The sequence below is a fragment of the Leeuwenhoekiella obamensis genome (genome assembly GCF_055391795.1).
Map to the genome: position 1 here is coordinate 435,220 of NZ_AP029251.1, position 21,695 is coordinate 456,914.

17 protein-coding genes are annotated in these 21,695 nt (G+C 38.5%); 8 read left to right on the top strand and 9 right to left on the bottom strand.

Annotated features, from left to right (window positions below):
• The first annotated feature begins 25 nt into the window (after nucleotides 1–25).
• From ACZ5L8_RS02010 to ACZ5L8_RS02035, 6 genes are all read left to right on the top strand, one after another.
• Nucleotides 26–1,264: an NAD(P)/FAD-dependent oxidoreductase gene (locus tag ACZ5L8_RS02010; protein ID WP_464439372.1), complete on the top strand. Its 1,239-nt coding sequence runs from the start codon at nucleotides 26–28 to the stop codon at nucleotides 1,262–1,264.
• A gap of 184 nt (nucleotides 1,265–1,448) precedes the next feature.
• Nucleotides 1,449–5,036, top strand: a complete 3,588-nt coding sequence (locus tag ACZ5L8_RS02015; RefSeq protein ID WP_464439374.1) for a CheR family methyltransferase — start codon at nucleotides 1,449–1,451, stop codon at nucleotides 5,034–5,036.
• Between the two features lie 3 nt (nucleotides 5,037–5,039).
• Entirely contained in the window at nucleotides 5,040–7,241 is a 2,202-nt protein-coding gene (locus tag ACZ5L8_RS02020; protein ID WP_464439376.1) for an ATP-binding protein, read from the top strand.
• Nucleotides 7,242–7,243: 2 nt separating this feature from the next.
• Nucleotides 7,244–7,654 (top strand): response regulator, encoded by a 411-nt coding sequence (locus ACZ5L8_RS02025; protein WP_464439378.1) that lies wholly within the window; start codon nucleotides 7,244–7,246, stop codon nucleotides 7,652–7,654.
• On the top strand, nucleotides 7,651–8,217 hold the full coding sequence (locus ACZ5L8_RS02030) for a response regulator (RefSeq protein ID WP_464439380.1): 567 nt from the start codon (nucleotides 7,651–7,653) through the stop codon (nucleotides 8,215–8,217). The genes ACZ5L8_RS02025 and ACZ5L8_RS02030 overlap by 4 nt, the downstream gene beginning before the upstream one ends.
• Nucleotides 8,195–8,773 (top strand): biliverdin-producing heme oxygenase, encoded by a 579-nt coding sequence (locus ACZ5L8_RS02035; protein WP_464439382.1) that lies wholly within the window; start codon nucleotides 8,195–8,197, stop codon nucleotides 8,771–8,773. Before ACZ5L8_RS02030 ends, ACZ5L8_RS02035 begins: the two co-directional genes overlap by 23 nt.
• Here the strand turns inward: ACZ5L8_RS02035 and ACZ5L8_RS02040 are convergent.
• The 5 genes from ACZ5L8_RS02040 to ACZ5L8_RS02060 all read right to left on the bottom strand — a co-directional run bounded on the left by ACZ5L8_RS02040 (nucleotide 8,770) and on the right by ACZ5L8_RS02060 (nucleotide 13,247).
• Entirely contained in the window at nucleotides 8,770–9,945 is a 1,176-nt protein-coding gene (locus tag ACZ5L8_RS02040) for a class I SAM-dependent methyltransferase (protein ID WP_464439384.1), read from the bottom strand. The genes ACZ5L8_RS02035 and ACZ5L8_RS02040 overlap by 4 nt on opposite strands.
• Nucleotides 9,946–9,951: 6 nt before the next feature.
• Nucleotides 9,952–11,049, bottom strand: coding sequence for an AI-2E family transporter (locus ACZ5L8_RS02045; protein ID WP_464439386.1), 1,098 nt, complete (start codon nucleotides 11,047–11,049; stop codon nucleotides 9,952–9,954).
• Nucleotides 11,050–11,054: 5 nt separating this feature from the next.
• Complete coding sequence (locus tag ACZ5L8_RS02050; protein WP_464439388.1) at nucleotides 11,055–11,699, bottom strand: DUF4159 domain-containing protein; 645 nt, start codon at nucleotides 11,697–11,699, stop codon at nucleotides 11,055–11,057.
• 69 nt (nucleotides 11,700–11,768) lie between these two features.
• Nucleotides 11,769–12,791: a glycosyltransferase family 2 protein gene (locus ACZ5L8_RS02055; protein ID WP_464439390.1), complete on the bottom strand. Its 1,023-nt coding sequence runs from the start codon at nucleotides 12,789–12,791 to the stop codon at nucleotides 11,769–11,771.
• Between the two features lie 9 nt (nucleotides 12,792–12,800).
• Nucleotides 12,801–13,247, bottom strand: coding sequence for a type I restriction enzyme HsdR N-terminal domain-containing protein (locus ACZ5L8_RS02060; RefSeq protein ID WP_464439392.1), 447 nt, complete (start codon nucleotides 13,245–13,247; stop codon nucleotides 12,801–12,803).
• 21 nt (nucleotides 13,248–13,268) lie between these two features.
• On the opposite strand from ACZ5L8_RS02060, the gene holA reads away from it, so the two are divergent.
• Complete coding sequence (gene holA, locus ACZ5L8_RS02065) at nucleotides 13,269–14,273, top strand: DNA polymerase III subunit delta (protein ID WP_464439394.1); 1,005 nt, start codon at nucleotides 13,269–13,271, stop codon at nucleotides 14,271–14,273.
• A 188-nt stretch (nucleotides 14,274–14,461) separates the two neighbouring features.
• Here holA and ACZ5L8_RS02070 read toward each other — a convergent pair whose 3' ends face one another.
• From ACZ5L8_RS02070 to tsaD, 4 genes are all read right to left on the bottom strand, one after another.
• Nucleotides 14,462–14,749, bottom strand: coding sequence for a type II toxin-antitoxin system RelE/ParE family toxin (locus tag ACZ5L8_RS02070; RefSeq protein ID WP_464439396.1), 288 nt, complete (start codon nucleotides 14,747–14,749; stop codon nucleotides 14,462–14,464).
• A complete protein-coding gene (locus ACZ5L8_RS02075) occupies nucleotides 14,742–14,981 on the bottom strand; it encodes a ribbon-helix-helix domain-containing protein (protein WP_464439398.1) in 240 nt (79 codons plus the stop codon). Before ACZ5L8_RS02075 ends, ACZ5L8_RS02070 begins: the two co-directional genes overlap by 8 nt.
• A 284-nt stretch (nucleotides 14,982–15,265) precedes the next feature.
• Nucleotides 15,266–15,982 carry a 16S rRNA (uracil(1498)-N(3))-methyltransferase gene (locus tag ACZ5L8_RS02080; protein ID WP_464439400.1) on the bottom strand — a complete coding sequence of 239 codons (717 nt, stop codon included), beginning with the start codon at nucleotides 15,980–15,982 and terminating at the stop codon, nucleotides 15,266–15,268.
• Nucleotides 15,983–15,984: 2 nt separating this feature from the next.
• Nucleotides 15,985–17,022 (bottom strand): tRNA (adenosine(37)-N6)-threonylcarbamoyltransferase complex transferase subunit TsaD, encoded by a 1,038-nt coding sequence (gene tsaD, locus ACZ5L8_RS02085; protein ID WP_464439402.1) that lies wholly within the window; start codon nucleotides 17,020–17,022, stop codon nucleotides 15,985–15,987.
• A gap of 132 nt (nucleotides 17,023–17,154) precedes the next feature.
• Here tsaD and ACZ5L8_RS02090 point away from each other — a divergent pair, with 132 nt between their 5' ends.
• Nucleotides 17,155–21,510: a translocation/assembly module TamB domain-containing protein gene (locus ACZ5L8_RS02090; RefSeq protein ID WP_464439404.1), complete on the top strand. Its 4,356-nt coding sequence runs from the start codon at nucleotides 17,155–17,157 to the stop codon at nucleotides 21,508–21,510.
• Nucleotides 21,511–21,695: the final 185 nt, after the last annotated feature.

Sequence of the window (21,695 nt, forward strand, 5' to 3'; positions counted from 1 at the left end):
AAATAATTTTTATCAGCTATAATCTTTGAAGAAAATAGAATCTCATACTGATGTTCTTGTTATAGGCGCTGGGCCTTCTGGCTGCGTTGCGTCGGCATATTTGCATAAAAATGATGTGCGAGTAAAAGTGGTTGAGAAAAATCATTTTCCGCGATTTGTGATTGGTGAGAGTCTGTTGCCGCGATGTATGGAGCATTTTGAGGAAGCTGGTTTGTTAGAAGCTTTGCAAGCGCAGAATTTTGAGGTAAAAAGAGGTGCTCGCTTTACGCGAAAAGATGAAATATGTGAATTCCATTTTGATGAAAAGTACGGAGAAGGATGGGATTGGACCTGGCAACTGCCGCGTGCAGATTTTGACAATGTGCTTGCGCAGGAAGTGATAAGGAAGGGTGTTGATCTTACCTTTGGTGCTGAAGTTGTTGCTGTAGATTTTGCTGAAGATGGAAGTTCTACAACTCTAGTGAAGCACGAGAATGGTGATGAGGAAACTATACATGCAAAGTTTATTATAGATAGTAGTGGCTGGGGACGCGTTTTGCCCAGGTTGCTCGGTCTTGATAAACCTTCGGCATTACCTAAGCACAGTTCTATTTTTACACATATTAAAGACGAGAGACGCCCAGATGGTTTTGAAGGAACCAGAATCTCCTTTGATATTTTAGATAACAACACTTGGCTCTGGGTGATTCCTTTTTCTAATGGAGTTACGAGTTTAGGATTAGTGAGTACGACTGAGTTTGTTGAGTCTTTTGGCGGAAGCCAAAAAGAAAAATTTATAGAGATCTTAAAGCTTTTTCCAAGGTATAAAGATCGATTTATTGACTTAGACCTGCTTTTTGAGCCTATTATTTTAAGAAATGTAGCTAAGTCTGTAAGCCAACTTTATGGCCGTGGTTTTGCTTTAACGGGTAACAGTGCCGAATTTTTAGATCCGGTTTTTTCATCTGGTGTTACGTTTGCTACAGAGAGTGGTTTGCTTGCCGCGAAATTAATTTCGAAGCAATTAAAAGGAGTCGATGTTGACTGGCAAACGGACTACGCAGATCATATTTCTTATGGTGTAAATGTGTTTTCATCTTATGTGAAAGAATGGTACACAGGAAATTTACAAGAGTTATTTTTTGCACCAAACATCAACGATAGCGTGAAAGAACAGATATGTGCAGTGCTTGCGGGATACGTCTGGGATACCTCAAATCCCTTTGTCCTGAAACATGATCGAGCAATAAAATCACTGGCTCATGTTCTAAGTTTACAGCGGTAATTATTACCCTAAATAATAAGTCGAGTCTATTTTTCTTAAATTTATCATAAAGAATTTTAACATTCTGTAAAATCCTACAAAAAGTTATATTTTGGTTCTTATCCTAACTGATATAGCCTAATATTATTACTGATAATAAAAAAAGTAATTCGTTGGGCATATTACAATACAACCAATAAATTATATGCAACAACATGTCATTGTAGGTATTGGGGCTAGTGCCGGTGGGTTACAAGCCTTGAGTGATTTCTTTGATAATGTCCCTTCTATATCTAATTATTCTTATGTTGTTGTTCAACATTTATCCCCAGACCATAAAAGTCTGATGGGTGAGTTGCTTGCTAAGAATACTAATATACCAATTAAGGTCGTAGAAGAAGGAGAAGAACTGCACGGTAATCAAGTATACTTGATTCCTCCTAGCAAATTGTTGACAATAAAAGAGGGTAAGTTTGTTCTTGAGGATAAGCCAAAAGACAAACAACTTTCTCTTCCCATTGATATTTTCTTTAACTCACTTGCTACAAACTGTGAGGACAACTGCGTTGCTATTGTACTAAGCGGTACAGGCAGTGACGGCTCTAAAGGTATAAAGTCTATTAAAGCAAATGGCGGTCTGGTTCTTGTACAAGATCCTGAGCAGGCCAAGTTTAATGGTATGCCTCAAAGTGCGATCGATACGACTAACGTTGATAAAGTGCTTAAAGTAGAGCACATGTATGATGAGATCAGAAATTATGTTGATGTAAAAGATCAAAATGTTTTTGGTAGCGATTTTCAGATCGATGAAGAAAAACTTGAGCGTTTATTAGGCAAGCTAAAAACCATCACGGCGATGGATTTTAGTCAGTATAAAAGAGCGACTCTTTTTAGAAGAATAGCAAGAAGGCTAAATGTGCTTAAGATCAAAACAATTGAAGGGTATATTGAGCATCTTGATAAACACCCAGAAGAAGGTGAAAGCCTTTATGAAGAACTACTTATAGGAGTAACTCGATTCTTTAGAGATAAAAAACTGTGGGAAATTCTTCAACGCAAGGTGATACCATCTATCGTACGTAGAAAGAAAGATGGCGGGCATATCAAAATGTGGGATGTGGGATGCTGCTCTGGCGAAGAACCATATTCTCTAGCGATGATGATCCTTGAAGAGATCGATAAGCAAAACAAAAATGTATCGCTTAAGATCTTTGCTACAGATATTGCTAAAAAAAGCCTAGAAAAAGGAAGTAAGGGTAAATACCCACGAACGATTATTGAAGACTTTCCTGAAGAGAAGTATAAGAAATACTTTAAAGAAGTAAAGAAAGGACTTCAGGTTACTGATGAGTTAAGGCAATGCATCATATTCTCACCACATAACATCATCAATGATCCACCTTTTAGAAATATGGACCTTGTGATGTGTCGCAATTTGCTTATTTATCTGCAGCCAGATCTGCAAGATAAGGTCATGCAAATATTGCATCATGGCTTAGGCGATCAAGGCTATCTTGTGCTTGGCGCAAGCGAGAATATAGGTGTAAACAACGATAATTTTGAACTGATAGACCGTAAGTGGAAAATATTTAAAAACACACATCCGGTCAATAGATTACGATCAGATTTTTTTGAAACAATGGGTAACTCCACAACTACTAGATCCAGAATAGTAGGATCTAATAAAAACACAGAACACAAAACATTTAAAGATGGCTTGCGAGAGCAAATAGGGCAGGCGGTAATTGAGCAGTTTGGCGCAACAAGCGTTGTGATTGACGATGAGTATAATGTAGTAGAAGCGATGGGATCTTTTTCTAAATATGCTTCTTTGCCTACTTCTGGTTTTACTACAAACTTGCTAGAGATGTTGCCTAAGTCTATGGAGCCGGTTTTGATCAATGCAGTGAGAAGAGCTTCAAGATCTGGTAGTACGGTTTTCACCAAAAATGTCTCGCTTGCAAAAGATGAAGACGATGCGAGTGTGGTAGATATTTTGGTTAAACCATTAAAAAGAAATAAATCTGGAGCCAGCAATTACATACTTACCATTATGGATGGTGAGCCGCTTGAAAAAGCAAATGTGATCGTGGAGCATGAAGATTATGATAAGACAGCTCAAAACAGAATTAAAGATCTTGAGGAAGAGCTAAAAGCCACACAGTTTGAACTTAGTCAAGCGCTTGAAGAGGCCGAGACCAGTAATGAAGAACTACAAGCTTCTAACGAAGAATTACTCGCTTCAAACGAAGAGTTACAAAGTACAAATGAGGAACTTCAAAGTGTAAACGAAGAACTTCATACGGTAAATACAGAACATATCCAGAAGATGGAAGATCTTGCTTTGCTTAACGCAGATATGGAGAATCTTCTAGATAGTTCTAAGATCGGAACCGTATTTCTTGATAAAGACCTTATTATTCGCAAGTTTACGCCAGCGATCAAAGAGCACTTTAACTTGATGCGTCAAGATATAGGAAGAAGTATTGAGAATTTCATTTCAAACTTTGGGATAAGACGTCGTCGTACATTGATGGATAATGCCAAAAAAGTAATGGCTACCGGCAATCCTTTTGAGAAGCGCATCGTAAGTAAAAGTGGTAAACACTACATTCAAAGAATTACTCCATTTATTGCCGCAAATGGTAAAATAGATGGTACAGTGATCACCTTTGTTGATATTACCAAGGTTCACAAGAGTCAGGAGCAATTACGCGTAAGCGAAGAAAAATTTAGATCATTCTATGAAGATGATCCCGTGATGCACATTAGTGTTGATCTAGACAATGCCAAGGTTGTAGATTGTAACAGACTTTTTGCAGAGACACTGGGATATGATGACAAGAAGGAAGTTCTTGATAGATCTATTTTTGATTTTTATGATGAAGAAAGTAAGATTAAATCTGCCGAATTCATCGATGTTTTAAAGGCTAAAAATTCTATTAAGAATGAAGAAATGTTCATCGTGAGTAAAAGCGGTGAGAAGATCTGCGTGATCCTGAATTCTGAAGGTGTTGAAGATGCAGATGGTAACGTCGTGAGATCTAGATCTACGATGATGGACATTACAGAGCTTAAACAAGCGCAAGAAATTCTTAAACAACAAAAAGAAGATCTTGAGCGCATAAATACAGACCTTGAGCAGTTTGTTTCTATCTGTTCGCATGATTTACAAGAGCCACTTTCTACAATAAGATTCAGTAGTGATTTTATTGCTAAAAAGTATAGCGAGAATCTCAATGAGAAGGCGATGGAGTATCTGGGATACATTCATAATGCTGCAGGTCGTATGGCAGATCAGATCAAAGCTTTGCTAGAGCATAGCCGTATAGGTAGAGATCTAGATAAAACTAAAGTTGATATACAAGAACTTGTTGAGGTTGTGAAGTATGATCTTAGCAAGAGTGCAAAAGATAGAAATGCTACGATCACTGTGGGTAGTATGCCTACGATAGATGCTTACCAAACAGAGCTGCGTTTACTTTTTCAAAACTTGATAAGTAACGCCATTAAGTATTCTAGAGAAGGAGTACCGCCAGTGGTTAGGATCTCTGCATTTCAAGATGATGGTTACTGGACGTTTGCCATTACAGATAATGGTAAAGGAATTATGGAAGAAGACCTTTCTCAAATTTTCCATATATTCAGTAGATCATCAGATTCAGATAAATATGAAGGTACAGGTGTAGGTCTGGCACATTGCGAAAAGATCGTGAAATTACATGAAGGTAAGATCTGGGTTGATTCGCAATACGGAGTAGGAAGTACTTTTTATTTTAAATTAAAAGAATAATTAATGTCTAGCCCATCAGAGTTATACCCCAAGAAGGTAGACCTCACAAATTGCGATAAAGAACCTATACATATTCTGGGTAAAGTTCAGGATCATGGTGTTCTTTTGGTTTGCGATTCCGCGAAAGCGATAACCCAACATAGCGACAATATTGGTAAGCTCTTTAGCAGCGACGAAAGTATTATAGGCAAAAAGATCACAGATCTTGTGCATCCAGAACTTGCCGCGAAACTTGAGAATTGCTTTGCTGAAAGTAATCCAACGCCGGTAGAATTAAATATTGAGAATTCTAAATGGCTATTGATCTATCATAAAAATAGTCAAGGACTTTGTTTGCTAGAATTTGAACCGCTAGATGAGACTACAAGTGCGCTGGTGCAACAACAAGAATTATCTACTGTTGTAACCGGACTTTCTGCTGCTGAGAACGAAGACGAAATGTGCCAGATAACGGCAAAACTCATAAAGCAATTTATGGGTTATGATCGTGTGATGGTGTATCAATTTGATGCAGATTGGAATGGTACTGTGGTCGCGGAAGAGCGCGAAGAACATCTTGAAAGTTGGTTAGGCTTACATTATCCTTCTACAGATATTCCGCAGCAGGCACGCAAGCTTTTTTTAAAACAAGGAGAGCGCATTATTGTAGATGTAAATAGCACGCCAGTACCTATTTCGCCAGAGCTTTCTCCGGTAACTAATGGTCCGGTAGATCTTTCTAATAGCGAGTTGCGAGCGGTTTCACCCATTCATATTGAATATTTAAAAAACATGGGCGTTGGCGGAACTTTCACCGCAGCCATTGTCGCAAATGGAACGCTTTGGGGATTGATCGCCTGTCATCACTATTCTTCAAAATTTCTTAACTATTACAAACGCCTTTATGTAAAATTCCTAACACAGGTTTTTTCGGCGCAATTAGTTTTGAGACAATCTAACACTACGCTACAAAAGATCAATAAGAGTAGCGATGTAAGAAGTAAACTTATTGAGCAGGTAAGCAATAACTGGGATCTTCATGGTGGTCTTATAGAAGATAATCTAAATATTCTGGGAATTTGTGATGCTCATGGTGCAGCATTAATTCTTGAAAATAAAATAAGTCTGGTAGGCACAACGCCAACTAAAAAACAGATCAAAACACTTATCAATCATATTGAAAATGATATAAGTGATGATGTTTTTTATACTTCAGAGATCTCAAAAACACTACCAGAAGCTAAAGAATATAAAGAACAAGCCTCTGGTGTTATGTCTGTTCTTATGGGGGTTGATCGAAAAAGAGGAGATGCTATTCTTTGGTTTAAACCAGAAGTTCTACAAACAGTAACCTGGGCGGGAAATCCCGATAAACCAGTAGATGTACAAGGTGAGCGTTTGTCTCCCCGAAAGTCTTTTGAAAAATGGTCTGTTGAGCAATCAGGTAAATCTTTGCCTTGGGAAGATCACGAGATCGCAGCCGCTGCGGCGTTGAAAAAAAGCCTTTCAGATATTATAATTGAGAAGTATGAAGAAGTTAGAGAACTCAACAATAAGCTCAAAGAAGCGTATGACGAGTTAGAAACTTTCAGTTACAGTATTTCTCATGATCTGCGCGCGCCGTTACGAGGTATTGACGGTTTTGCTCAGATAATCAAAGAAGATTATTTTACTTCGTTAGATGAATATGGTAAAAGCGCTATTGAGACCATCATAAGTTCAACAAAAAAAATGAATGAACTTATAGATGATATTTTAGCCTTTTCTGGCTTAAGCCAAAAAAGACCACAACGCATCACTTTGCAAATGAATGTGATCATTAAAGAAGCGTTAAGCCTACTACATTTGCAAAATGATTATCCAGATACTGAAATTAAAGTGCAAGAAGAAATGCCATTATTTCAAGGAGATAAATCTCTTGTAATACAACTTATGGCAAATCTATTAGGCAATGCATTAAAGTATACTTCTAAGAAAGAAAATCCGTTGATAGAAGTAGGATATGCAGATGGTGTTTATTTTGTAAAAGATAACGGCATAGGATTTAAAAATGAACATGCTGATAAAATATTCGGAGTTTTTAATAGATTAGTAGGTGCAGAATATCCTGGCTCTGGTATAGGTCTTGCAATAGCACATCGTGTGGTAGAAAAACACAATGGTAAGATCTGGGTAGAGAGCGAAGAAGGTGTAGGAACCACATTTTACTTTACGCTAACGGCATAACGATGCACATTTTAAGTATAGATGATGACGCTAATGACAAAGCTCTTTTTGAGAGAGTGATCCGTAGCGAATGCCCGGGCTGTACTTTTGAGAACCTTAATAATGGCGATAGCGTTCTTGCATATCTTAATGACCGCAATCCCGCAGCGCCTACTCCTAGATTGATACTTTTAGATATTAAAATGCCAGTGTATAATGGCTTAGAAATTTTAAAGTATATTAGGAATCTTAAACACATGCAGTCTATTCCTGTGGTGGTATTTAGTTCGTCTAAGGACGAAAAGGAAATTAAAACGACATTTGAGCTTGGAGCAAATAGTTTTGTAGAAAAGCCTAAAGACTTTTTAGAATTAAAGAAAGTACTTCCAGAAATAGTAAATTACTGGATCTACGTTAATAAATATATTGAATGAGCGCAGACCTGATCAAGATTTTGCTTGTTGAAGACAGCCCAACAGATGAGGTGCTGATCAAAAGGCAAATTTCAAAATTAGATTTTCAGACTTCTATCACGGTTGTAAAAGACCTTGAGGATATCAAGCGTATTTTAGAAAGCGAGGAGATCGATATTGTAATATCAGATTATAATCTTCCTACATGTACTGGGCTTGATGTTCTTGAGCTTGTGAAAGAGATTTCTTCACAAACCACATTTATCTTTGTCACAGGAACCATCCAGGATGAAGAACTTGCGGCAGACACCATTCTTAACGGTGCATCTGGCTACATACTTAAGAACAATATCAATAACCTTCATGTAAAATTGAAGCCGCATTTTGAGGCGATTGCACGACACACAAAGATCATGCATCCCATACGCGAGAAAATTACAAGAAGCCGTCGCTTAGTGAGCGATATAGAATTGTTTCTAGAGAATTTCTCAAAAGAGAATCTTGCGCATCGTGAAGGTATAGAGCGAATTAAAAAAGAGATTGAACGCATAAGACAGCAAAATGATTCTAAAAACCCTAGCTGAAGAAACAAGGGAAATTCATGAGAACGTTGAGAATGAGAATATCGCATCGAGGATCATGGATCACAGCATATCACTTTATCAATATTCTAAACTTCTAGTAGATAATTACATCGCATATTCTACGCTAGAGAATTTTGTGATCGCAAATCAAAACAAACTTCCAGAAGCATTAAAACAGTTTGTGGGCGATGATAAATCTACAGCCCTTATGCACGATCTTAATAATCTGCACGAGGTTCTTCCAGAAAATTATCCATTTGACCCAGTAGATGAATCTTGGCCAGCGCTTGCCGGTATGATCTACGTGATGGAAGGTAGTATGCTGGGCGGTATGATGATGGCAAAAAACATCAAGAAATGTGACGCTTTAAGCGAAATAGAGGAGCAGCATTTTTTCTCTGCAGATCCTTCGCCAAAAACCCTAAGATGGAAGCAATTTAAAGAAGCGATGAGCACAATAGACTTTAGTGAAGAAGAAACAAGATCTGCGGTTGCTGGTGCAAAAGATGCTTTTGCTTACTTCAATAAAACATACGCTTTAGGTAGCGGTGCTTAGACCTTTTCACAGAATAAAACTACAGACGCATTATTCATGTCTGTTGTGAAAAATACATACAGATCACCGCCATCTTTCACTTTATATTTTTTCCTTAATTGGTAAACGCTTTGTTTGAAGTTGCGAGTGGTGATATTCGCCTTTTGCTGTTTTAATTTTTTTGATATGGCTTTCGCCGAAAAGGGAACAACTTCAGAGACTTTAAATCTTCTGCCGGGGAATTCAATTAATGATTCACTGGTGTATAGATGCGAATTCTGGTGAAGTTTGTTGAGGATGAAAGCATTTCCTATCGCATTGAACATTCCGCTTTTCATAAGTGCGGCGTTGGGTTCATATAAATACGCTTGCGGAAGTTCAAATCTTGCATTAGCTAAAGAAGCTTCGGTATAATTTAAATGCAGTTCTTCAACTTCAGAATTTGTGATATTATACGTTTCAATTGAAAGTTCGGCGTCTTCTTTATTGATCAAAAAAAGCAACTCTTTTACTTCATTATTCAGAGCAACAATAATCACTTTTTTAACATGGTCTAGTTCGTTAAGCGCATTTGATATATCCAGAATAGGACTCGCTTTTACCAGAATATTCTTCGCTTTACTCAGTAAAAGATCAAGATTTTCAGGAAGGTTGGGTTCACAGTAGGCAAGTATAAAAACCTTGCCTTTACTGTCATTGCGGCGGGAGGGGTCAAGGTAAATTACATCATAGTTCTTTTCGCCTTGAGCGATATATTGCATACCGTCACCTTGATGAAAAGTGATGTTTTTTGCGCCTAAACGTTGCAGATTATGTTGCGTGATCTCATAAAGTTCTGGGTTGATCTCGCAGTAAGTGACCTCGCTAAATTGCTGTGAGAAAAAGTAATCGTCCACCCCAAAACCACCCGTGAGATCAATAAGTGATTTGCCTTTTACAAATGTACTTTTTAATCTAGCTGTCGCCGAAGATGAGCATTGCTCTAGATTGATCTTTGGTGGATAGAAAACAGCATTTTCATACCATTCAGGAAGTTTGATTTTAGCCTTTTTTTTGCCAAAGATCTGTTGGGCGATTTCTTGTGCGGTAATATGCTCAAACGGACTTCCAGAAAGGATCAAGCGTGTAAGATCTGCTTTTTCATTTGCAGTAATAAACTCCTGAACTTCGGGATCTAGAATTGCTTTGTTCAAACCGGTTTAGAGGTTTTTTGTGAGCTTGCGCACGATCTTATATTCTGATAAAAACTCTGATGAGATCACCTTTAACGCAGTGTAGCAAGGCACGGCGATCACCATTCCTAAAATGCCAAAAAGCGTCCCAGCAATAATAATAACAAGAAAGATCTCAAGCGGATGCGATTTTACGCTGTTACCAAAGATCAGTGGCTGCAAGATGAAATTATCAATAAGTTGCGCGATCATGTAACCTATGAAAACGTAGATCAATTTTGGTAAGATCACAGCTTCCCAATCTTCCATAAAATAACCTGAGATCACCAGGATCATCATTAAAAATCCACCAACGGTTGGCCCAATATATGGCACGACATTAAGCATCGCACAGAATAATGCAATGGCAAAAGCATTTGGTATCTGAAAGCTAAAAAGCAAAATACTATAAAGAATAAACAGTATTAGCAACTGGCAGAAAATACCAATAAAATAGCGTGAAAGCAGGTGTTTTGTTTTGTTGAAAACACCTTTAAAACGGGCTTCTTCACCTTTATTTGCAAACGCAAGAACCGTGTCAAGAAGTAGTCTGCTATCCTTCAAGAAAAAGAACGAAATAAAGATCACAGACAGCAAACCAATAACCATTGAGCTCATGTTTCCTAGCAGACTGTTGATCGCCGTAGGAATGAAGGAAATGTCGAAATTTCGGATAAATTCACTTTGGCGCAAGCCTTCTATAAGTGTAACTTGATCCACGCCCAATGAGCGCGAAAGTTCAACATTCAATCTGTTTATATTGTGCTTTACTTCCTCAAAATTTATGTGACTAAGATGTTCTCCTTGATCAATGAGAATAGGGATAAAAAGACTTAAGATCCCTGCAATTACAAGAATTACGATCAAGATCGTTGAGATGGCGGCTGCGGCATCGCTAAACTTAAATCTGTTTTTTAAGAAGTTAACGATAGGTCTGCCTATTAAAGAAATAACAGCTGCTATAACCACAAATGCGATAACAGCTTGCAGTTCATAAATTAACCAGAGCAACAGGATCACACCAGCCATGATACCCACAGCGCGTAGAATTCCGTTTGCAATAATCTTAGATTTTGGGTTAAGCATGTACCTTAATTTTCAAAAGCATATTTAATAATATTCGCGCCCATTTTTAGCGCTTTTTGCCGCACTTCTTCTGGATCGTTGTGCACTTCTGCACTTTCCCAACCATCACCTATATCACTCTCAGTGGTGTACATAACAACCATGCGGCCGTTTTTAAAAATACCATAAGCCTCGGCGCGCAAGCCATCGTGCTCATGAATTTTAGGTAGACCGTTTGGGAAATTAAAAGCGTTAGAAAAAACAGGATGATCAGACGGCAATTGTTGCAGATCTTCGTTTGGGAAGATCTTTTTTAACTCAGTGCGTATAAACTTATCCATCCCATAATTATCATCGATGTACAAAAAACCGCCGCTCTCTAGATAATTACGCAAATTATTCACTGCATCTGGCGAGAAAAAAACATTGCCATGCCCCGTCATATGTACAAATGGATATTGCATAATTCCCACATCTGTGCTAGAAACCGTTGCAGGCTTTGCCTTGATATCTGTGCTAATATTCGCGTTACAGAACTTCACAAGATTAGGCAACGCAGTAGGATTTGCATACCAGTCGCCACCGCCTTCATATTGCAAAAGAGCGATTTCTTGAGCGCTGATAGCAGTGCAGCTTAGGGTGATCAAAATGAAAAGAAAAAAACTCTTCAAGGGCATTTTTTAATTATTAAACGAATGTAAAGTTTTTAGACCAAAAGCCCTATTTTTTAAGACTATCTGTTAATTTTTCTTCTGGCTTTCGCCAAAGCTACTCAGCTGCGAGAACTTCTTTTTGCCTTGAGCAAAATGCTCCCAAATGATAGAATTAAGAATGTAATATTTCTTATCGCTAGCATGAATTTTTCGCTTTTTTCTAATGCTATAAAAGTGCGTATAAAAACTCATGTGCGCTTTAAAGATCGCAAGAAAATGACTTGGTTTACCCTGAAGCAAAAACTGAAAAGCAGCAACGCCATCAAGAACCATTCTTTTAAAAATTCTGGCGTAAGCCTTAAAACCAGCAACATTTTTAAGCAAAGAGAATAGCGAATTCCTGAAGTTGTAAAATGTCTTCTTCGGGTTCATCGTTTGCAAAGTCGCGCCGCCCACATGATAAACTTGTGAAGCGCCAATGCATTTTATCGAGTAGCCCAAGTTCTTGATGCGCCAGCAAAGATCGATCTCTTCCTGATGCGCAAAATAGAGTTCGTCTAGTTTTCCCGCTTTCGCGAAAGCGTCTCTTGTAACCGCAAGACAAGCGCCGCTCGCCCAGAAAATCTCAGCATCTTTATCATACTGACCTTTATCTTTTTCTAACTCTTGAAAAATTCGACCACGGCAAAAAGGATAACCCAATTTGTCCAAATATCCACCGGCAGCACCCGCATATTCAAAATATTCCTTGTTTTTATAATCTAAGATTTTGGGTTGTGCCGCCCCTAAATTTTTGTCTTTTATAAAGGCTTGTACAATTGGCGAAAGCCAACCCGCTGGCGTCTCAATGTCGCTGTTAAGCAGGATAAAGAGATCTTCGGTTAGATTTTGAAGAGCGTCATTGTAGCCTTTTGCATAACCGCCATTCACTGTGTTTTGAATCACGCCAACTTCAGGGAAATTACTTTTTACATAAGCAACAGAATCGTCTGTAGAAGCATTGTCTGCAACATAGATTTTAGCATCTGGACTATTGTTCACTACGCTAGGAAGAAATTTTTCTAGCAGTGATTTTCCGTTCCAGTTGAGTATGACGATAGCGGTTTTCACAGGCGCAATTTACAGGGAATAAGCGGGAATTTCACGTAAGAAATTGTATTTGCCGTTCTCATAATCCATTTGGCAAAAGTAATGCTCTAGTCCGTTTGTGATCATGAGGTAAGTAGCATTAGTCTTTAAATTGTAACGCGCGATCTGATCAAAGGTTTCTTGCGTTATTTTCACTTTTGGCGCTTTGCATTCCACTATAAGGTGAATGTTTCCGTTGCTGTTAAAAACAACAATGTCGTAGCGCTTTTTGGTTCCGTTAAGCAGAATTTCTTTCTCAACATTGATCAGCGAAAGCGGATATCCCAGACTTTCATTAAGATACTTTACCGTATGTGCGCGCACCCATTCTTCCGGCGTAAGCCGCACAAACTTTTTACGGATCGTGTCAAAGATGAGGGTTTTATTTTCGCTATTTTTGAGCCTAAACGAATAGGCAGGAAAATTGAGTTTCTGCATCGTTTCAAAAGTACAGAAGTTTTGGAAGAAGCCGCACAGATAGTTAACGACATCAAGAAAGGAAATATCAAACCCATTTATCTTTTAATGGGCGAGGAGGCGTATTTTATTGATAAGATCGCTGATTATATTGATGATAATTTGCTGAGCGAAGAGGAGAAAGGCTTTAACCAGATGACGCTGTACGGCCGCGATGTAAGTATGGAGGATGTTGTGGCTCAGGCTAAAAGATATCCCATGATGGCAGAGCGCCAGGTGGTGATCGTGAAAGAAGCACAAGACCTCTCTCGCCAGATTGATAAACTAGAGGCTTACGCCGAAAACCCGCAGCCTACAACGGTTCTCGTGATTTGCTACAAATACAAGAAGGTTGATGGCCGTAAAAAAGTCCTGAAGCATATTCGTAAAAATGGTTTGGTCTTCGAGAGTAAAAAGCTGTACGATAATCAAGTTGGTGATTGGATTCGGCGAGTGATGAGCGGTAAAGGGTATAAAGTTGAACCTAAAGCGGCGTATATGCTCGTAGAGTTTTTGGGTACAGATCTTGCCAAGATCAATAACGAACTAGAAAAGTTAATGCTTATCCTGCCAAAAGGTTCAACAATAACTCCGCTTGCCATTGAAGAAAACATTGGGATCAGTAAAGACTTCAACAATTTTGAGTTGCGTAAAGCCGTAGGTGAACGTGATGTTGTTAAAGCACATCGTATTATCAATTACTTTGCGCAGAATCCTAAGGATAATCCTATGGTTGTTACGATTGCGTTATTGTTTAGTTTTTTTCAAAACGTGATGACCTATCACGGTTTGCCTAGTAAGGATAAAGGCTCGGTGGCCAAAGCTTTAAAAATAAATCCGTTTTTTGTGGGTGAATATGTGACAGCCGCAAAACATTATCCCATGAAAAAGGTGAGTCAAATTATCAATCTACTTCGTGAAGCTGACGTAAAAAGTAAAGGAGTAGGCGCAGCAAATCTAGCGCAAGGAGATTTGTTGAAAGAGTTGCTCGTGAGGATTATGAATTAAAAGAAAACGGAAATCTCGAAAGTAGAAAGTAGAAATTTTTGATTTGCGAGTGACGATTGACGAGTTTTGTAATTCTATTTGCTAATCGACACATTAACTCATTGATTAGTTCTCGATACAATTTTCCAGATTTTCAATCTGAAAAATCACTCGAACTGACAGTAGAGATTCAATCGATAATCAAAAAGCTATAAAATTTCATTTAAATCTTGTCTGCCTACAATCGTCATTATTTCAATTTTCTCTTCGCCTATTTTAAAGTAAATACTATCCACGCCGCATACGCATCGCCGGTATCCTTTGCGAATATGATCTATTGATTCAAACGAAAAAGGATTTTTAGCAATAGCTTCAAAATAATCAAAGAAGCTATAGAAATACTTGTCGGCTTGTTGCATTCCAAACCTTTGAATGCCGTACTGATGAATCCTGATCAAGTCTTTTTTAGCGACATTGCTCAGAATATAATTAGTCATTAAGTAATGCTTTTGACTGTGCTAATATTTCTTCTTTAGAATCAGTAGTAAAACCGCTAGCTTCTGCTTTTGCGAGTTTTGCTCTCAACCAGTCTACTTCAGCTTGCTGTTTTCTTGCTTGTCTAATGAGGTCATTGACAAGTTCGCTCTTGCTAGAATATTCTTTGCTGTCCAGTTGTTCTTTTAACCAAGCATCATTAGGTTCTGAAATTGAAATACTTTGTCGTGCCATAAGAAATCATTTGATGTAAATATACACCAAAAACGCACCAGATTGAAATTTTCAAATTATGAATGACAATAGACGAGTTTTCTTATTCCATTTGCTAATTGACGCATCAACTCATTGACTCATGGAGTAATTATTCAGTTCTCGATACAATTTCCCAGATTTACAATCTGAAAAATCACTCGAACTGACAAAGAGCAATTTCCGAGAATACAATCTTGAGAATCACTCAAACTGACAGTAGGGATTTATTTGCTAATTATCGAATTGGCTAATTAACCAATTAACTAATCTTCATTCACAAATGCCGCATAACTAGTAGCGACCACCGCTGCGGTTTCTGTGCGTAATCTTGATTCGCCTAGAGTTACCGGTTCAAAACCTTTGGCTTTAGCCAGATTGATTTCTTCAGGAGAAAAATCCCCTTCAGGACCTATTAGAATAAGCGTTTTGTTTTTTGGCGAAAGCCTATTTTTTAAAGAAAAGCGTTGCTGGTCTTCTTCACAATGCGCGATAAACTTCTGGTCATAATTGCTAAAATCCTGAGCACAAAATTCCTTAAATGAGATTTCTTCATCCAGTTGCGGCATGTGAGCTTTAAGCGATTGCTTCATGGCGCTTTGAAGGATGCGGTCATAACGATCATTCTTGATGACCTTGCGCTCGCTGTGATCACAGATTATAGGCGTGACTTGGTCTAGGCCAATTTCAGTGGCTTTTTCAAGAAACCACTCGTAGCGATCATTGAGTTTTGTGGGAGCAACCGCCATGTGAATGAAGTAATCATGTTTTTTTTGCGCTTCTGCAGAAATGATCTTACCCGCACATTTGCTAGGACTTGGTACGGTAATCTCAACTTGAAAAAAATGTCCTTTACCATTTGTTACATCCAGAACGTCGCCGGCTTTTTTGCGCAGTACTTTAACAATATGCTTGCTTTCGTCCTTTGGGAAAATGACTTCCTGGTCGTTTGCTTCGATTTCTGGATGGTAAAAAAGTTGCATGCTTAGATTTTAAGTCGGGCAGTTGCGATCACATTATTATCAGTATATCCTTCTTTAGAAAAATCTGCCTGAATATATTTTAAATAACCTACGATCCCGATCATCGCCGCGTTGTCTGTGGTATATTCAAATTTTGGAATATACGTCTTCCAGCCCCATTTTGATTCAGCATCTTTAAGGGCTTTTCTTATGCCGCTATTAGCGGAAACTCCGCCGCCAATGGCAACTTGATTTATCCCAGTTTGTTTTACAGCTTTCTTCAGCTTATCCATCACGATATTGATAATCGTATATTGAATGGACGCACAAATGTCTTTAAGATTTTTCTCAACAAAGTCAGGGTCTTTTTGTGTCTCACGCTGCACAAAATAAAGCACCGAAGTTTTGAATCCGCTAAAGCTAAAATCCAGACCGTCAATTTTAGGTTTAGGGAATTTAAATGCCTTAGGATTTCCTTCTTGAGCATATTTATCAACCAGCGGACCACCAGGATAAGGCATCCCTAAGATCTTTGCACTCTTATCATACGCCTCGCCAATGGCATCATCTAGTGTCTGGCCAATTACTTCCATCTTAAAATGATCATCTACCCTAACGATTTGCGTATGCCCGCCAGAAATTGTCATTGCCAAAAATGGAAAAGTAGGTTTGTCAAAACCTTCTTCAGAAATAAAATGTGCAAGAATATGCGCCTGCATGTGATTTACATCTATCAAGGGGATGTCTAATCCCATGGCTAGCGATTTTGCAAAACTTGTTCCCACAAGCAGACTTCCCATAAGTCCGGGGCCACTTGTAAATGCGACTGCGCTTAGCTGTTCTTTATTGATTCCTGCCTCTTTTAAAGCCTCATGAACTACCGGTACGATATTTTGTTGATGGGCGCGTGAAGCAAGCTCAGGAACAACGCCGCCATATTTGCGATGAACTTCCTGACCTGCCACAACATTACTCAACTTTGTGTCGTTATGAAGCACAGCAGCAGAGGTGTCATCACAAGAAGATTCTATAGCAAGTATGTAGGTGTTTTTTTCTGACATAAAATAGGCCGTAGTTATGTACTTTTACGGTCGGAGAGCAAAGTTAAAACTAAAAAGCGTATCAAAAAATTCGGTAAAATACTAAAGCGGGTCCTATTGTTCCTGATAGGATTTTTTGTTTTGCTGGTTATTTTGTTTTCTATTCCCGCGGTTCAAACTTTTGTAGCTAAGCGTATTACTGGTTCGCTTAACGCGAAATACGACATCTCTATAAACGTTGATCGTGTGCGGTTAAAATACAATGGTAACGTTGCATTGTATGATGTTTTTATAAAAGATCATCATCAAGATACGTTGATCTTCTCTCAAACTACCGAAACAAGTTTACTAAGTCTTCGCTCTATTTTAGCAAATAACACTTTAGATCTTGGCCCTGTAAGTTTCAAAGATTCTAAATTTTACATCAAGCGCTACAAAGACGAAGAAAACGATAACCTGTATGTTTTCTCTCAAAAATTCAAAAGCGAGAATGCTAGTGGAGAGATCTTCAAGCTTTATGCAGATTATATTAAAATGGAAAATGCCCATTTTAAATATTCTGATGAAAATCTGGATAATCCAAATGTTGTAGATTATCGTAATCTAAAACTGGAGGCAGAAGATTTTAAATTGATAGATGTAGATGTGTATACTCAGATTCATGATCTTCAATTTGATTCTGGTAGAGGATATAATTTACGTGGGCTTGAAGCCAAATTTTCTTACACCTCAGAAGCGCTTATTCTGGATGATATGACACTTAAAGCGCCAGAAAGTGTGATCAAAGGTGCTGTGAATCTTAACATCGCAGACGAGGCTTTCGCAGATTTCAATAACAGAGTGGTCTTTGACTTCAGGATAGACGAAGCCGATGTCGCGACAAACGACTTGAAGACGCTTTATGAAGAATTTGGCGGAAGCCAAAGAATTAAATTCTCTGGGCAACTTAACGGTACGCTAAATGATTTTACCGTTACAGATCTTGATATGCAAGGCTTGGCCGCAAGTAGAGTAGATGGTACGGTGCGTTTTCAAAACTTGCTTGAAGATTATGCATCGTTCAGGATCGCAGGAGATTACACGCAGTTGCAAACCAGTTATGATGATCTAATACGGCTGTTGCCAAATATTCTTCGCCCTTCGCTCCCGGTAGAACTTAAAGACGTGGGCGTGGCGAATATGCGCGGAAGAGGTGTTGTGACTAACAACTCGGTTTATATAAATGCAGATGTAAATACATCAATGGGAAGGCTGGCTGCAGATATGCAAATGGATAATACCAGCAATTCTCGGGATGTGACCTATAGAGGAAAGATTCAGGCGTTTGGGTTTAATGTGGGTAAATTACTTAAGGTAAATAAGCTGAGTAAAACCAGTTTTAATCTGGAGTTTAATGGTTCTGGTTTTGAGCAGGATAATCTTAACACTCGCATTCGCGGAAACATCTCTAGCGTGATGTATAATAAATACAATTACAAGGATATTTCTGTTTCTGGGAATTTTAAAAGTCCGGTTTTTGATGGTAGAATACAGATAAGCGATCCTAATGCTAAGGCAGATTTTAACGGTATTGCAGACTTATCTAGTGAGGTCAATAATTATGATTTTACAGCATATATTGATTATTTAGATCTTGCTAAACTTAATTTCTTAAGCGATAGCACGGCGGTGCTTAAGGGTCGCGTGGTGATGAATATTACCGGTAAGAATATTGATGATGCCGCTGGTAGAATTCAGTTTGACAATGCGAGTTTTAAGAATGATAATGAGCTGTATGAGTTTACAGATTTTAGGGTTGTTTCTACATTTGATGAGAATAACATCAGAACCATTGAGATCAATTCGCCAGACATTATAAGCGGCGAGATGCGCGGTAATTTTAAGATCGGCGATCTGGGTTCGCTTTTTAGAAACGCCATAGGAAGTCTCTACACAAACTATGAACCAGAGGTGATCACCACAGATCAGTTTATGGAGTTTGATTTTAATATTTACAGCAAGATCGTTGAGGTTCTTGTGCCGCAAGTAAAGTTAGAACCAGAAACATTCATTAGAGGTAAGGTGGTTTCTGATGATTCAGAATTTAAATTGAATTTTAGATCACCACAGATAGAGGCTTTTGGTGTTTTAGCGCAAAAGATCAACATTCAGGTAGATAATAAAAACCCTCTTTTTAACACTTTCGTGGAAGCTGATAGCATCGGTAGTGGTTTCTATGGAGTTTCAGATTTTAATCTCATCAATGTTACCTTAAAAGATACGCTCTTTATGCGTTCTGAATTTGTGGGTGGCCCCGAAAAAGAAGATCACTACGACCTTAGTTTTTACCATACGATCAATGAAGATAACCAGTCTGTGGTAGGTTTTCGCCGCTCAGGCTTAAACTTTAAAAAGAACCAGTGGTATCTTAATGAAGAGAACAATAACCGTAACAGAATTGTATTTGATAACAACTTTGAAGAGTTTGATATTGAAGAATTCAGACTTACGCATGACAATGAAGAAATCAGTTTAAAAGGTCTTATTAGAGATTCTACGTATAAGGATATTAAAGCCAACTTCAACAAGGTGCGACTTTCGCACATTACACCATATATAGATAGTCTGGATCTACGCGGCGAGATCAATGGTGATCTGGATCTTCTTCAAGAAAATGGTGCTTATCTGCCGGTGAGTAATCTAGCGATAGATAGTTTTGAAGTTAATGATATTGTTTTGGGAAGGCTAGATCTCAAAGTTGAAGGAAATGAAGATCTCACGAATTATACGATCGATACGCGATTAGTAAATGAAGATTTTGAATCCCTATACGCAACTGGAACTATTAATGTTACTCAAGATGCGCCTAGTATTGATATGGATGTCAATTTACGCAGATTGAACATGGCAGCTTTTAGTCCGCTAGGAGGAATTGTGCTGAGCGATATTCGTGGTCTTGCAAGTGGTAGGGCAAAAGTTACAGGAGATTATCGCAACCCAAGTATTGGAGGAGAACTGCTTTTGCGCAATGCTGGCTTAAAAGTCCCTTATCTCAATACAGATTATGACTTTAGAGGCACCGCAAGAGTAGAATTGAACGAGAGGCAATTTAGGTTTGTGCCCATAGAATTAGAAGATACAAAATACAACACCAGAGGAACATTCTCAGGAACGATAAGCCACAACGCATTTCAAGATTGGAACCTTGATCTAGACATCAACACAGATAGAATGCTTGTGCTTGATACGGAGAAAGACGAGTTTGCTTTGTATTATGGTACAGCCTTTATTAGCGGTGAAGCGCAAATCGCAGGTCCTGCAGATGAATTAGTTATAGATGTTATCGCCACCACAGAAAAAGGTACAGTTTTTAATGTTCCGCTAGATGATACAGAGTCCTTTGGTGATGATAGTGTGATTTACTTCTTGAGTCCAGAAGAAAAGGCCGCACGCCTTGCTGGCGAAGAGATCGAGATCAATGAGGTAAAAGGTCTAGAGCTTAATTTTGATCTAGAAGTTACAAGAGATGCGCTGGTAGAAATTGTGGTTGATCCTATTAACGGTTCCACTTTGCGTGGAAGAGGAGCTGGTTTCCTATTGATACAGATCAACACTAATGGTAAGTTTAATATGTTTGGTGACTTCACGCCATACGAGGGAAGTTTTAACTTTCGCTATAGCGGAGTGGTGCAAAAGCAGTTTGATATTTTGCCTGAAGGAAGCATTGTTTGGGATGGAGATCCAGAACAAGCCTTGCTAGATATTAGTGCGGCTTATCGTGCGCAAGCCAATCCAGCAGTACTTCTTGAGAATCCATCGATCAACCGAAAGATCCCAGTGGATGTGATCATTAATCTGGATGGTAATTTGATCCAGCCAGATATCACGTTCGACTTTAATTTTCCCAATGCAAGTTCTACGGTAACCGCAGAGCTAGAGTATAGACTTGATGATCGCGCTACAAGAGAATATCAAGCATTCTCGCTGATAACACAAAATAGTTTCTACACACAAAACATTGATGCTGCAACCGTTGCAACCGGGAATTTGATCGAGACAGCTTCGGGTATTTTTAATCAGATATTGTCTGATGAAGATGGTAAATTCACGGTTGGGCTTGATTATGTTCAGGCAGATAGGTCGCCAGATCTGCAGACTTCAGGAAGATTTGGTTTTACACTTTCAACACAGATCTCAAACAAAGTTATCATTAACGGTAAAGTGGGTGTTCCCACGGGCGGCGTTACAGAATCTGCGGTGGTGGGTGATGTAGAGATAAGTTTCTTGCTTAACGAAGACGGAACATTAAGAGCTACAATTTTCAATCGCCAAACAGATTTTCAATTCATAGGTGAGCAAATAGGATATACACAAGGCGCAGGACTCACATATTCGGTAGATTTTAATAGTCTTAAAGATCTCTTCCAGAAAATTCTTCAAGGTAAAGCAGTGCGCGTAAAAGAGGAGGAGCTTGAGTTTGTTCCTGCAGATTCAGAAATCCCGTATGAGGGTCCAGAAAACTACGATTAAATTTCTTTGGGTTGCGTTCTTTTGGCTGCAGCCAAAAAAAATCTCTTCATTTCCACATTCATAATTTAGGGCTATCTATTTTCTTGATACCGTAAAATGGCCATATTCAGATTAAGAAATCATGAATTTTTAAACATTGAAAAAAATATTTGTTAACGAAAACGATTGATTTTATCAATAGTTAG